Source organism: Dyella sp. NPDC103356 (genome assembly GCF_055584465.1).
Map to the genome: position 1 here is coordinate 126,701 of NZ_JBVJLZ010000006.1, position 14,550 is coordinate 141,250.

General features: G+C 61.4%; 10 protein-coding genes. 6 read left to right on the forward strand and 4 right to left on the reverse strand.

The window, feature by feature from the left end:
• Nucleotides 1–4 precede the first annotated feature (4 nt).
• The 6 genes from ACZ6WW_RS15080 to ACZ6WW_RS15105 all read left to right on the forward strand — a co-directional run bounded on the left by ACZ6WW_RS15080 (nucleotide 5) and on the right by ACZ6WW_RS15105 (nucleotide 8,214).
• Nucleotides 5–505 (forward strand): formate dehydrogenase subunit gamma, encoded by a 501-nt coding sequence (locus tag ACZ6WW_RS15080; RefSeq protein ID WP_281849019.1) that lies wholly within the window; start codon nucleotides 5–7, stop codon nucleotides 503–505.
• Nucleotides 502–2,061 carry a formate dehydrogenase beta subunit gene (locus ACZ6WW_RS15085; RefSeq protein WP_465274932.1) on the forward strand — a complete coding sequence of 520 codons (1,560 nt, stop codon included), beginning with the start codon at nucleotides 502–504 and terminating at the stop codon, nucleotides 2,059–2,061. Before ACZ6WW_RS15080 ends, ACZ6WW_RS15085 begins: the two co-directional genes overlap by 4 nt.
• A 12-nt stretch (nucleotides 2,062–2,073) precedes the next feature.
• On the forward strand, nucleotides 2,074–4,956 hold the full coding sequence (fdhF, locus tag ACZ6WW_RS15090; protein ID WP_465274933.1) for a formate dehydrogenase subunit alpha: 2,883 nt from the start codon (nucleotides 2,074–2,076) through the stop codon (nucleotides 4,954–4,956).
• A complete protein-coding gene (gene fdhD / locus ACZ6WW_RS15095; protein ID WP_465274934.1) occupies nucleotides 4,953–5,798 on the forward strand; it encodes a formate dehydrogenase accessory sulfurtransferase FdhD in 846 nt (281 codons plus the stop codon). Before fdhF ends, fdhD begins: the two co-directional genes overlap by 4 nt.
• Entirely contained in the window at nucleotides 5,795–6,019 is a 225-nt protein-coding gene (locus tag ACZ6WW_RS15100) for a formate dehydrogenase subunit delta (protein WP_465274935.1), read from the forward strand. The genes fdhD and ACZ6WW_RS15100 overlap by 4 nt, the downstream gene beginning before the upstream one ends.
• Before the next feature lie 116 nt (nucleotides 6,020–6,135).
• Entirely contained in the window at nucleotides 6,136–8,214 is a 2,079-nt protein-coding gene (locus tag ACZ6WW_RS15105) for a catalase (RefSeq protein ID WP_465274936.1), read from the forward strand.
• 88 nt (nucleotides 8,215–8,302) lie between these two features.
• On the opposite strand, the gene ACZ6WW_RS15110 is transcribed toward ACZ6WW_RS15105, so the two are convergent.
• The 4 genes from ACZ6WW_RS15110 to fusA form a co-directional block, all read right to left on the reverse strand.
• The gene (locus tag ACZ6WW_RS15110) at nucleotides 8,303–10,072 is read right to left on the reverse strand and encodes a glycoside hydrolase family 15 protein (protein ID WP_465274937.1); all 1,770 of its coding nucleotides are present in this window, start codon (nucleotides 10,070–10,072) and stop codon (nucleotides 8,303–8,305) included.
• 8 nt (nucleotides 10,073–10,080) lie between these two features.
• On the reverse strand, nucleotides 10,081–11,622 hold the full coding sequence (gene zwf / locus ACZ6WW_RS15115; RefSeq protein WP_465274938.1) for a glucose-6-phosphate dehydrogenase: 1,542 nt from the start codon (nucleotides 11,620–11,622) through the stop codon (nucleotides 10,081–10,083).
• A 117-nt stretch (nucleotides 11,623–11,739) separates the two neighbouring features.
• Nucleotides 11,740–12,024, reverse strand: coding sequence for a hypothetical protein (locus ACZ6WW_RS15120; protein WP_281849026.1), 285 nt, complete (start codon nucleotides 12,022–12,024; stop codon nucleotides 11,740–11,742).
• A gap of 328 nt (nucleotides 12,025–12,352) precedes the next feature.
• Nucleotides 12,353–14,500: an elongation factor G gene (fusA, locus tag ACZ6WW_RS15125; protein ID WP_281849027.1), complete on the reverse strand. Its 2,148-nt coding sequence runs from the start codon at nucleotides 14,498–14,500 to the stop codon at nucleotides 12,353–12,355.
• Nucleotides 14,501–14,550 lie beyond the last annotated feature (50 nt).

Below are 14,550 nucleotides of genomic sequence, written 5' to 3' on the forward strand. Positions count from 1 at the left end.
TCGCATGAAACGCCCCGCGAACGTCGCCAAGCTGCCGGATCTCCCCGAGGAGATCCGTGCGGCGGTGCTTGAGGTGACGGACCGGCTGAAGGACTTGCCCGGTGCCCTGCTCCCCGTCTTGCACGGCGTGCAGGAAGCACTGGGTTATGTCCCTGAAGATGCCGTGCCGTTGATTGCCCGTGAAATGAATCTTTCGCGGGCGGACGTGCACGGCGTCATCAGCTTCTACCATTTCTTTCGTTCGCACCCCTCGGGGCGGCGCGTGATCTACGTCTGCCGGGCCGAGTCCTGCCAGGCGATGGGCGCCGTCACGCTGGAAAAACATATCAAACAGCGCCTGGGCGTAGACTTTCATCAGACCACCGCCGACGGTGCGTATACGCTTGAGCCCGTGTATTGCCTGGGCAATTGCGCCTGTTCGCCGGCGATCATGGTCGACGACGAGCTCCAGGGCCGGATGACACCGGCACGTTTCGACGCCTGGCTCGACGCGGAGGCGACATGAGTTTTACCGTTTACGTACCACGTGACGCCAGCGCGCTGTCGCTGGGAGCCGAAGCAGTCGCGCACGCGATCGCCGCCGAAGCCGCGCGGCGCGATATCGACATCACCATCGTGCGCAACGGTTCGCGTGGCCTGTATTGGCTGGAACCGATGGTCGAGGTCGCGACATCCACAGGCCGGGTCGCCTACGGTCCAGTGCAGAAGTCCGATGTCAAAGCATTGTTCGATGCTGATTTCGTCAACGGCGGCAAGCAAGCACTGTCGCTGGGCTTGACCGAAGAGATCGCGTTTCTCAAGAACCAGCAACGCCTCACCTTTGCGCGTGTCGGCATCGTCGACCCGCGCAGCCTGGACGACTACCGCGCACATGGCGGTTATCGCGGGCTGGAAGCCGCCTTGCACATGGACGGTGCAGCCATCGTCCAGGCGGTTACCGACGCAGGCCTGCGTGGCCGTGGCGGCGCGGCGTTTCCTGCCGGCATCAAGTGGAAGACCTGCCACGATATCCAGGGCGGTCAAAAGTACATTGTCTGCAACGCCGACGAAGGCGATTCGGGCACCTATTCCGATCGCATGATCATGGAAGGCGATCCGTTCGTGCTGATCGAAGGCATGACGATCGCAGGCATCGCGGTTGGCGCGACCCAGGGTTATATCTATCTGCGCGTCGAATACCCGCATGCGCAGCGCGCGCTGGAGGCGGCGATTGCCGCGGCCGAAGCCGCCGGTTATCTGGGCGGCAACATCGCTGGCAGCGGCAAGTCATTCCGCCTTGAAGTACGCATGGCCGGCGGCGCGTATATCTGCGGCGAGGAAACCTCCCTGCTCGAATCGCTCGAAGGCAAGCGCGGCCAGGTGCGTTTCAAGCCGCCGCTGCCGGCGATCCAGGGCTTGTTCGGCAAACCGACGGTGATCAACAACGTGATCACCCTGGCGACCGTGCCGATCATTCTGGACAAAGGCGCAGCCTATTATCGCGACTACGGCGTCGGTCGTTCGCGCGGTACCTTGCCGATCCAGCTGGCGGGCAATATCAAGCGGGCCGGGTTGGTCGAACGCGCTTTCGGTCTCACGCTACGCGAATTGATCGAAGGCTACGGCGGCGGCACCGCCAGCGGCCGACCAGTGCGTGCGATCCAGGTAGGCGGGCCGCTGGGCGCGTATATCCCGGCATCGCAACTGGACGTGCAGATCGACTACGAAGCCTTCGTCGCCATTGGCGGCATGCTCGGCCACGGCGGCATGGTGGTGTTCGACGACACCGTCGACATGGCCGCGCAGGCGCGTTACGCGATGGAGTTCTGCGCGATCGAATCCTGCGGCAAGTGCACGCCCTGCCGTATCGGTTCGACCCGTGGCGTCGAAGTCATCGACCGCATCGTGGCCGGCAATGCTGCCGAGCGCGAACGCGAAGAAGTGCTGCTGCGTGATCTATGCAACACCATGCTTGCCGGTTCGCTCTGCGCGCTGGGCGGTATGGCGCCGTTCCCGGTGCTCAGCGCACTCGATCATTTCCATGAAGATTTCGAAGCCAGCGCCACGACGGCAGCCAGCTGAGGAGTAAGACCCATGTTGTCCATTGTCGAGATCGACTACGGCACCCCGAAGTCTCCGTCCGAAGCGATGGTGACCCTGGAAATCGATGGCCGCAGCGTGCAGGTGCCCGAAGGTACCTCGATACTTCGCGCCGCGGCACAGGCCGGGATCAACATCCCCAAGCTCTGCGCCACCGAAATGCTCGACGCCTTCGGCTCGTGCCGCTTGTGCCTGGTCGAAATCGAAGGCCGCAAGGGTTATCCGGCCTCATGCACGACACCGGTCGGCACCGGCATGAAGGTCAGCACGCAGACGCCCAAGCTCGCTAACATTCGCCGTGGCGTGATGGAGCTGTATATCTCCGATCATCCGCTGGACTGCCTCACCTGCCCGGCCAATGGCCATTGCGAGCTGCAGGATATGGCCGGCGTGGTCGGTTTGCGCGAAGTGCGCTATGGCTACGAAGGCGCCAACCACGTCTTTGCCAAACAGAAGGACGGTACGGCCAATCCGTTGTTCGCGGCGAAGGACGAGTCCAATCCGTATTTCACCTTCGATCCGTCCAAGTGCATCGCCTGTTCGCGCTGCGTGCGCGCGTGCGACGAAGTCCAGGGCACGTTTGCGCTGACCATCCAGGGGCGCGGCTTCGAATCGAAAGTGGCCGCCAGCCAGGACAACCGCTTCCTCGACTCCGAATGCGTTTCCTGCGGCGCCTGCGTGCAGGCCTGCCCTACTGCGACGCTCTCGGAAAAATCGCTGATCGACAAGGGACAGGCCGAGCACAGCGCGATCACCACCTGCGCCTATTGTGGCGTCGGCTGCAGCTTCCGCGCCGAAATGAAGGGCGAGGAACTGGTGCGCATGGTGCCGAACAAGGATGGCCATGCGAACCATGGGCATTCCTGCGTGAAAGGCCGCTTTGCGATCGGTTACGCCACGCATCCGGACCGCATCAACACGCCGATGATCCGCGCGAAGATTTCCGACCCGTGGCGCATCGTCAGCTGGGATGAGGCCTTTGCGCACGTCGCCAAGGAGTTCAAACGTATCCAGGCGACGTACGGCCAACATGCGATCGGCGGCATCACCTCGTCACGTTGCACCAACGAAGAAACCTACCTGGTGCAGAAGCTCGTGCGCGCGGGCTTCGGCAATAACAATGTCGACACCTGCGCACGCGTCTGCCATTCGCCGACCGGTTACGGCCTGAAGGCGACGCTGGGCGAATCGGCCGGCACACAGGATTTCGATTCGATCGAATCCACCGACGTGGTGCTGGTGATCGGCGCCAACCCGACCGATGCACACCCGGTATTCGGCTCGCAGATGAAACGCCGGCTGCGCCAGGGTGCCAAGTTGATCGTGGTCGATCCGCGCCGCATCGACCTGGTACGCACGCCACACGTGAAAGCCGACTATCACCTCAAGCTGCGTCCCGGCACCAACGTCGCCATGCTCGACTCGCTCGCGCATGTGATCGTGACCGAAGGCCTGGTCGACGAGGATTTTGTCGCCCGTCGTTGCGAACCCGAAGCATTCAACAAGTGGCGCGACTTCGTCTCACATGAGCGATACAGCCCGGAAGCGATGGAAGCGACCACTGGCGTGCCGGCTGCACTGGTACGCGGCGCGGCGCGCATGTACGCCACCGGCGGCAACGGCGCGATCTATTACGGCCTGGGCGTAACCGAACACGCGCAAGGCTCGACCTCGGTAATGGCGATCGCCAACCTCGCCATGGCTACCGGCAACATCGGTCGCGAAGGCGTCGGCGTGAATCCGTTGCGCGGCCAGAACAATGTGCAGGGTTCGTGCGACATGGGTTCGTTCCCGCACGAATTCCCCGGCTATCGCCACGTCAGCGATACGGCGACGCGCCAATCGTTCGAGCAGGCCTGGGGCGTGCCGCTCTACGCCGAGCCGGGCCTGCGCATCCCCAACATGTTCGAAGCGGCACTGGATGGCAGCTTCAAGGGCCTCTATATCGAAGGCGAAGACATCGCCCAATCCGATCCGGATACGCAGCATGTCACCGCGGCGCTGAGCGCGATGGAATGCATCGTGGTGCAGGATTTGTTTCTCAACGAATCGGCCAAGTTCGCGCATGTCTTCCTGCCGGGCAGTTCGTTCCTGGAAAAGGACGGCACCTTTACCAATGCCGAGCGCCGCATCTCGCGCGTGCGCAAGGTGATGGAGCCCAAGGGCGGTCTGGCTGACTGGCAGATCACCCAGCGACTGGCGCAGGCGATGGGATATCCGATGGACTATTCGCATCCGTCCCAGATCATGGACGAGATTGCCCGCCTCACGCCGACGTTCCATGGCGTCAGCTTCGACCGGATCGACGAGCTTGGCTCGATCCAGTGGCCTTGCAACGAGCAGCATCCGACGGGAACGCCGGTCATGCACGTGGAAGAATTCGTGCGCGGCAAGGGCCGCTTCATGCTGACCGAATACGTGCCGACCACCGAAAAGGTCAACGCCGAGCATCCCTTGATCCTCACCACCGGCCGTATCCTGAGTCAGTACAACGTCGGTGCGCAGACACGCCGCACGGCGAACGTGATGTGGCATGACGAGGACCGACTGGAAATCCATCCGCACGATGCCGAGGAACGCGGCATCAACGAGGGCGATTGGGTCGGTATCCAGAGCCGTTCCGGTGAGACCGTGCTGCGCGCGATGGTGTCCGAGCGCATGCAACCGGGCGTGGTGTACACCACCTTCCACTTCCCCGGCTCCGGCGCCAATGTGATCACCACGGAGAACTCGGACTGGGCGACCAATTGCCCGGAATACAAGGTCACGGCGGTGCAGGTGACGCGCGTGACGCAGCCATCCGAATGGCAGAAGCGCTACTACGCCTTCTCCGATGCGCAGCAGGCGTTGCTGGAACAATCGGTGGATAACGCTTGATCGAGACGGATACAGCGAGTTCCGAAGGCTATGTGACCCGCAGTGTCGAGCGCTGGCGCGATGGGCGCGTCATCCAGGAAGACGACGCGGTGGCCGAAGAAGTACCCGTCGCCATGGTCTATAACGGCGATACCTTTGCCGTGATGATGGCCACGCCGCATGATCTTGAGGATTTCGCGCTCGGTTTTTCGCTCAGCGAGGGGCTGATCGCCACGCCCGAGCAACTGCTGGACATACAGGTCAGCACCCTGCTTGAAGGCGTCGAGATCGCCATGCATGTGCCCGACGATACGCCCGCCGCACATATCGGTGCGGAGCGCCAGCGCCTGCTGCCCGGGCGCAGCGGGTGTGGTATCTGCGGTACGCGCGATCTCGAACAAGCCATACGCCAGGGCGATCCCGTCGGCATCGGCGCGACGCTTACCCGCGAAGCGCTCGAACATGCCCTGGCGCAGCTGCAGAAGCTTCAACCGATGAACATCGCCACGGGTGCCGTGCATGCCGCCGCATGGGCGGATCGTTCCGGTGCTATCCAACTCGTTCGCGAAGACGTGGGCCGGCACAACGCGTTGGATAAATTGCTCGGCGCCATGCGCTATCGCGCGCTCGACCCGGCCGACGGCATGGTGCTGGTGACCAGCCGGGCCAGCTACGAAATGGTGACCAAGGCCACCAGTGCGGGAGTGACGTTGCTGGCTGCGATCTCGGCACCGACGGCGCTCGCCATCGAACTGGCCCGCAGCGCCGGCATCACCCTGGTGGGTTTTGCGCGTCGTGGCAGCCACAATATCTACACCCACCCTCACCGCCTTGCCGCCGCAAACCGTACGGAGTCGCCATGAGAATCGAACGCCTCGTCGCCATGGCCAACGACATCGCCACCTACTTCACCATCGAGCCCGACCACAACGCTGCCGTGGCCGGCGTGCGCGATCACCTCACGCGCTTCTGGGATCCGGTAATGCGCCGTGAGATCAAGGCGTACCTCAACGAAGACGGCGAAGGTTTGCTGCCGCTCGCGCGCGAAGCCGTGGATAGCCTCCAAGTGCCGCCTGCGTCATGAACGCTTAAGCGAACTCTAGCGCTCGCGTCCTCGCTCCTCACACCAAACCGCCACACGCGCTTGACGCGACAAAGCCGACGCTCTGCGGATAGGTCAGCAGAACCGGAGCAGCGAGCATGGCAAAAAAGAGCGCGAAAAAGACCGAACAGACCCCCAGCCGCGCCAAGACAGAGCAACGCGGCACCGGCGACGAACTGCATCAGGTCGCCGGCGGAACGCATCCTGCCCTCACGACCAATCAAGGCACGATCGTCAGCGATAACCAGAACTCGCTGCGCAGCTTCCCACTTGGCCCTACCCTGCTCGAAGATTTCGTCCTGCGCGAAAAAATCTTTCATTTCGATCACGAGCGCATTCCCGAGCGTATCGTGCATGCTCGCGGGTCAGCCGCGCACGGTTACTTCGAACTGACTCGCTCGTTATCGCGCTACACGACTGCCAGGATACTTACCGAAACCGGCGTCAGGACACCCTTGTTTACCCGCTTCTCGACCGTGGCCGGTGGCGCAGGCTCGGTAGATACGCCGCGCGATGTTCGCGGTTTCGCAGTGAAGTTCTATACCAAGGAAGGAAACTGGGATCTGGTCGGCAACAATATCCCGGTGTTCTTTATCCAGGATGCCATCAAGTTTCCCGACCTGGTTCATGCGGTAAAAATGGAACCTGATCGTGGTTTCCCGCAATCGGCGACCGCGCACGACACCTTCTGGGATTTTATTTCGCTGACACCCGAAGCGATCCATATGATCTTCTGGGCAATGTCGGACCGGACCATACCGCGTTCACTGCGCATGATCGAAGGTTTCGGCATCCACTCGTTCCGCCTGATCGATGCCAAAGGCCAGTCGACCTTCGTGAAATTCCACTGGCGTCCGGAATTGGGCTTGCAATCGACGACGTGGAACGAAGCGGTAAAGCTCGCTGGTGCCGACCCGGACTTTCAGCGCCGCGACCTGTTCGAAGCGATACAGTCTGGCAACTTCCCCGCGTGGGAACTGGCCGTGCAGTTGTTTACCGAAGAAGAAGCGGCAAAGTTTCCTTTCGACCACCTCGACCCGACCAAGATCATTCCCGAGGAAACGGTGCCACTCAAAGTCATCGGCCGCATGGTGCTGGACCGCTGGCCGGACAACTTCTTCGCCGAGACCGAGCAAGTGGCCTATTGCCCCGCCAATATCGTGCCGGGTATCGACTTCAGCAATGATCCGCTGCTGCAAGGACGCCTGTTCTCCTATCTCGATACGCAGCTCAAGCGACTGGGCTCGCCGAACTTCCACCAATTGCCTATCAACGCGCCCAAATGTCCGTTCGCCAATCATCAACGCGATGGCCAGATGCAGATGCAGGTGCCACGCGGGAGAGTTGCCTATGAACCTTCGTCGCTGGGTGACGATACCCCGCGAGAAGATCCCAAACGCGGTTTTCATAGCGCGGGCATCGAAGAAGGCGGCATGCGTGGACGCATACGTTCGGAAACCTTTACCGATCACTACAGCCAGGCACGCCTCTTCTACCGCAGCCAGAGTGCGCCGGAGCAGGCGCACATTGCGTCGGCCTTTACCTTCGAGTTGTCCAAGGTCGATACCGCGCACGTCCGCGAGCGGATCGTCGGCCACATCCGCCATGTCGATGAGGCGTTGGCACGCTGTGTTGCCGATGGGCTGGGATTGGGCAATCTGCCACCGCTTCCGGCCGCCGCCACGCTGGCGATCGATATGCCGCCTTCGCCCGCCTTGCAGATCATTGGCAAGATGAAGGACACGCTCGCCGGTCGGGTTGTCGGCGTGCTGATCGCCGACGGTTCGGATGCGAAGACCGTCGATGCCATTCGTAAAGCCGTCGAAGCGGAAAACGCGACCGTCAAACTCGTCGCGCCCAGACGAGGCGGCATCAAGCTTTCGGGCGGCAAAACCGTCGATGCCGATGGGCAGCTAGCGGGCACGCCGTCGGTGGTATTCGATGCGATTGCGCTGGTTCTTTCTGCCGGCGCGGCCAACACGCTGGCGGAGGATCCTGGCACGCTCGAATTCGTCCGCGACGCCTTCCATCATCTCAAGGCCATCGGCCATGACCAGGGCGGCGGTGATCTGCTGCATCGCACAGGCGTGGAAACGGATCAGGGGGTGGTCGTGCTGTCCAATCTCAAGGCGTTCGTTCGCGCGGCGAAGACACGGCAGTGGAGTCGCGAATCGTAGGCTTGCTTCGTATCGCCTCCTGCTTCCCCCTCACCCCAACCCTCTCCCCTGGCTATGCCGGGGGAGAGGGTTGGGGTGAGGGGGGCTTTTAAGCATCCAAGGCCCGAGCCAAAGCAAACGCCGCATTCACCAACGCCACATGGCTGAACGCCTGCGGAAAATTCCCAAGATGCCGTTTGGCGCGTGGATCGTATTCCTCGGCGAACAACCCCACATCATTGGCCAATGCAAGCAACCGCTCGAAAAGCTCGCGCGCCTTGTCCAGCTCGCCCTGAAGCACATAGTTCTCGACCAGCCAGAAACTGCACGCCAGGAACGCGCCCTCCCCTGGCGGCAAGCCATCGACACCGGTCGCGGTTTCATAGCGCAGCACCAGGCCTTCGGTCAGCAGACGTTCCTCGATACGCGCCACCGTATTCCTGATGCGCTCATCCTCGGGCGGCAGGAAACCCACGGTAACGAGTAACAGCAAGCTGGCATCCATTTCCCTGGAACCATAGGCCTGGGTAAAACAGTTGTGCTCCGGATCGACACCGTGCTCGCAGACGCTCGCATGAATACGGTCGGCGACGTCGCGGTAATGCTGGCGCATCGATTGATCGGCGGTGTGATCGCTATGGGCAGCACGATCGAAAGCGACCCAGGTCATCACCTTCGAATGCACGAAATGGCGAGGCTCCGCACGGATTTCCCAGATGCCTTGATCGGGCTCCTGCCAGATTTTTTCCAGACGGCCCAATAGCGCATCGCGTACCGCCAGGCCATGTTCCACCACCGGCAAGCCGCGCTTGATGGCCGCAGCCATGGCATGCGAAAGCTCACCGAAAATATCCAGTTGCATCTGCTTGGCTGCCGCGTTGCCCACGCGGACCGGACAGGACCCTTCGTAACCCGACAGCCAGGGAATCGTCCATTCATCCAGACGCCGTTCGCCGCGCAAGCCATACATGATCTGGATCTGGTCCGGGCTGCCGGCAACGGCGCGAATCAGCCAGTCGCGCCAGGCCAGCGCCTCGTCGTCGTAACCCGCATTGAGAAACGCGAGCAGGGTCAGCGTCGCATCGCGTAACCAGCAATAGCGATAATCCCAATTGCGTTCGCTGCCGATAAATTCCGGTAGCGATGTGGTTGGCGCGGCGACGATGCCGCCCGTCGGCAGAAAACTGAGCCCCTTGAGCACGATCAACGAGCGCTTGACGATGGATGCCCAGGGACCAGCACCCACACACCGCCCGGACCAGTCGTACCAGAACGCCTTGGTCTGTTCGAGCGCATTGTCGGCATCGACCGGTTCGGGTGCATCCACGTAAGACGACGCGTGACTCAATACGAAAGACACCGACTCGCCTTCGGAAAGGGTGAAGTCGGCCACCGAGTGACCATCGTCGCCACGAATTTCTACTGTCGAGCGCAGAATGAGCTGATCGGGACCTGCAACCAGCCGATGCGTCTGCTCCTCGACCTTGCTCACCCAGGGCACCGTCGTGCCGTAATCGAAACGCACCACCAGCTTCAGGTGCATGTCGACCGTGCCCTTGACGCCCCGCACGATGCGCACGATATGGCTGCGCACCGGATCGGCCGGCATGAAGTCGATCAACTCCACCTGCCCCTGTTCGGTGTCGAACAAGGTCTGCAAGACGAGGCTGCCATCGTCGTAGTGGCGAGTCGTCTTGATGACATCGGCCACGGGCGCAATGCACCAGCAGCCGTTTTCATCATCGCCAAGCAAGGCGGTAAAGCAGGAACCGGAATCGAAATGCGGCAGGCAAAGCCAGTCGATCGACCCATTGATGCCGACCAGCGCCGCCGTCTTGCAGTCGCCGATCATGGCGTAGTCTTCGATGCGGAGCGTCATGGCCGGCCTCAGCCGATCTTGCGCCATGCACGCCCATCGCGCTGCAACAGCGCATCCGAACAGGACGGACCGTCGCTGCCGGCCGCGTAATCGGGAAACCCGATGGATTTGCGACTGCTCCAAAGGTCCAGAGCCGGCTGCACGACGCGCCACGCACCTTCGACCTGGTCGGCGCGCTGAAACAGCGTTGCGTCCCCGATCAGGCAATCGAAGATCAGCGTCTCGTAACCGTTGGCCGGTGCCTGCTGAAACCAGTCGGCGTATTTGAAATCCATCGATACGCTGTCGAGTTCCATCCGAGTGCCCGGCTGCTTGGCGCTGAAGTGCAGACGAATACCTTCATCGGGCTGGATCTGGATGATCAGCCAGTTGGCACCCAGCTCCTCCACCGGGGCGTCCTTGAACAAGGCATACGGCGCCGCCTTGAAGCGCAGTGCGATCTCGGTCCAACGCTTGGAGAGACGTTTGCCGGTGCGCACGTAGAACGGCACACCGGCCCAACGCCAGTTATCGATCTCCAGCTTCATCGCGACATAGGTTTCGGTATCGGAATCGGGCGCCACATTCGGCTCCTCGCGATAGCCCGGCACCTCGGTGTCGCCGATCCTGCCCGCACCGTATTGCCCACGGCAGACGTTCTCGGCCCTCACCGGATGCATCGCCGAGAACACGTCGGCCTTCTTGTTGCGTACATCGTCGGCGGCAAACGACACCGGCGGTTCCATCGCCACCATCGCGATCAACTGGAACACGTGGTTAGGCACCATGTCGCGCAAGGCACCGGTGACTTCATAGAAACTGCCGCGCTTTTCCACACCCACCGTTTCGGCCGCCGTCACCTGCACGTGGTCGATGCGGTCGCGATTCCACATATGCTCGAACATGCCGTTGGCGAAACGAAACGCCATGATGTTCTGCACGGTTTCCTTGCCGAGGAAATGGTCCATACGGAACACCTGGGTCTCGTGGAGCACCTTGAGGATCCGCTCGTTCAACGCCTTGGCCGAATCGAGATCGTGGCCGAATGGCTTCTCGACAATGACGCGGCGCCAATGCTCGCCCTCCTCCTTGGTAAGGCCTGCAGCGGCAAGCTCGTCGATGATCGGCCCGAAGAAACGATCGCCTACCGCAAGATAGAACAGGGTATTGCCGCCGAGCTGGTGCTGCTTGTCCAGCTCCGACAGGACATCGCCCAGATGCTTATAGGTATCGGCCTTGGTGATATCGCCGACGACAAACGTCGCATTCGCGGTCAGCCGCGCCCAAACCTGCTCATCGACCTGATTGTTACCCGCCGGCGCGTTTTGCAGCGTGGTGGCGAGAAACTCTTTCAGCCCTTGCGTCCACGCCTTGGCGTCGCTGTCGTTCCGATCCACGCCAACCAGCACGAAGTTATCCGCCAGCTTGCCGGCACGACAAAGGTTGTACAGCGCCGGTACTACCAGGCGCTTGGTGAGATCACCGTTGGCGCCAAAGATCACCATGGCTGCGGGGGGCGCCACTTTGCGCGGCGCCGAGGACTTCGCGGATTCTTTCGATTGATCGCTCATGCATCCATCTCGGCAGGCTTAAAACCTGCATAGCATGCACAGATCGGGTCGAGCGAAGCGTGAACAAACCGTTCACGGCTGGCAGTGTGTCAGGCGCTCTTCTCGTTCGGTTCCACGTCAAGCCAGGTAGGCGGCAAAAACAGCGATGAGAACCGGAACATAGAGAATCAACATCGCTCGAGCTACATAAAGGCCGTATTTTATTTTCGCGCCCAAATGACCCGGCAACTTCGAATCGAGCATCATGTCCCAGATGGCGATTGCGCGTTTCATGCCGACCTCGGCGTCAGGCTTGAAATATGTCGGATCGGCCCGTGCTACCTCCGACCGGACCCATCTGACAAGGACATAGTAAATCGCGGCATAGCCCCACATGATCAAAATAACGACATTGGCGCTCACATCATCCCCCCCGGGTCAACATTTCGAAAATCCTATTCCGCGGGATCCGCGCAGATCGTCGCCCTGTCGGAGCGAGAAATCGTCACAGATCCCGGGATGGCATCATTTTTCAAAGCTTGTCTTTTCAATCGTGCCATCCCGCGACCACAAGCCCACTGGGCGTGTATGCCGTGAAGAACGCTAGCGCTAAAGCTTCGTCGCCACAACTGGTAAGACTTTTTTTCGGACAAATCCGATAATTCTTGAGGGCTGCTACGGCGCCCTGGCTAAAAAAACAAAAAGCCGGCTAGTCACCGGCTTTTTGTATATCAACCACCTTAGCCAACGATTACTTGGCCTTGGTTTCCTTTTCCATCAACGTGGCGACCATATTGGCCGGCACTTCCTGGTAACGGTCGAACTCCATGGTGAAGTTACCGCGGCCGCTGGTGGCCGAGCGCAGGAAGTTGATGTAGCCGAACATTTCGGCCAGCGGCACATAGCCCTGGACGAACGACGACGTACCACGCTGGCCCTGGTCGCTGACCGAGCCACGACGACGGTTGATGTCACCGATGACGTCGCCGAGGTAATCGGCTTCGGTCACCACTTCGAGCTTCATCACCGGCTCGAGCAGCTTGGGCTTGGACATCTTCTGCGCTTCGCGGAAGCAGGCGCGACCGGCGATTTCGAAGGCCAGCGCCGAGGAGTCGACGTCATGGAACTTGCCGTCCACCAGGCGTGCCTTGAAATCCAGCACTTCGTAACCGGCGATCTGGCCCTGGCGCGACTCCACCTTGATGGCGTGCTCGACGGCCGGGATGTATTCGCGCGGCACGCGGCCACCGACCACTTCGTCGGAGAACACCACGCCCGAACCCGGCTCGCCCGGCTCGAAGATGATCTTCACTTCGGCGAACTGACCCGAACCACCCGACTGCTTCTTGTGGGTGTAGACATGTTCGACGGTCTGACCGAAGGCTTCGCGGAAGCTGACCTTGGGCTTGCCCATGTTCGCTTCCACACCCAGCTCGGTGCGCATACGGTCGATGGTGATTTCCAGGTGCAACTCGCCCATGCCCTTGAGCACGGTCTGACCGGTTTCCTGGTCGACTTCCATGCGCAGCGACGGATCGGCCTTGACCATCTTGTAGAGCGCGGTGGACATCTTGTCGATGTCGTTGCGGCTCTTGGGCTCCACCGCCACGCTGATCACCGGATCGGGGAAGCGCATGCGCTCCAGCAGCACCGGATGGTTCGGATCGGTGAGCGAGTCGCCGGTCTCGGTTTCCTTCATCGACACGAAAGCGCAGATGTCGCCGGCGCGGACTTCGTCGATTTCCTTGGTGGTGTTGGCTTGCACTTCGACGATACGGCCGATGCGCTCTTTCTTGCCGCGGGTGACGTTCTGCAGCGTGTCGCCCTTCTTGATCACGCCCGAGTAGATACGGGTGAAGGTCAGCGTACCGAACTGGTCGTTGATGACCTTGAAGGCCAGCGCGCGCACGGGTGCATCGTCGGTCACCAGCTGTTCGCCGATGACGTTACCGTCTTCGTCCACCATCGAGATGCCGCCGTTCTCGCCCGGGTACGGCATGTAGTCGATGACGCCGTCGAGCAGCTGCTGCACGCCCTTGTTACGGTACGAGGAGCCGCAGAACACCGGCACGATCTCGCCCTTCACGCAACCCTTGCGGATGAACTTCTTGAGGTCTTCGATCGACGGCACGGTGCCTTCGCCAAGATAGGCGTCCAGCGCGGCTTCGTCCTGCTCCACGGCCGTCTCGATCGACTGCATGCGCAGCTCTTCGAGCTTGGACACCCACTCCTTGTCGGCGGCCGAGGCGAAGTTCTTGATCTTGTCGTGGCCGGCGATGTCGGCGAGCGGGATGGTTTCCCACTTGCTGTCCTTGTCGTCACCCAGCCAGATGTAGCCGACGCCGGCGATCAGGTCGGCCATGCCGATGAACTCGTCGTGGCTGCCCAGCGGGATCTGGCACAGCAGCGCGTTGGCGCCCAGGCGGTTACGGATGCCGTCGACGCAATGTTTGAAGTTGGCGCCGATACGGTCCATCTTGTTGACGTAGCACATGCGCGGGACGTTGTACTGGTCGGCCAGACGCCAGTTGGTCTCGGTCTGCGGTTCCACACCGGCCACGCCGTCGAACACCACCACGGCGCCGTCGAGCACGCGCAGCGAACGGTTCACCTCGATGGTGAAGTCCACGTGTCCGGGGGTATCGATCACGTTGATCTGGTGACCCTTCCACTCGGTCGACACGGCGGCCGACTGAATGGTGATACCACGCTTGCGCTCCTGCTCCATGTAGTCGGTCGTGGTCGAGCCCTTGCCGTCCTTCGTGTCATGCACGTCGACGATCTGGTGCTTCTTGCCGGTGTAGTACAGCACGCGCTCGGTCGTGGTGGTCTTGCCGGCGTCGATGTGCGCAATGATGCCGATGTTACGGTAAAGCGAAAGCGGTTTCTGGCGTGCCATAGTGGCCGGCTCCGAGATTTATCAGACGATGGTAAACCGCTAATTATACG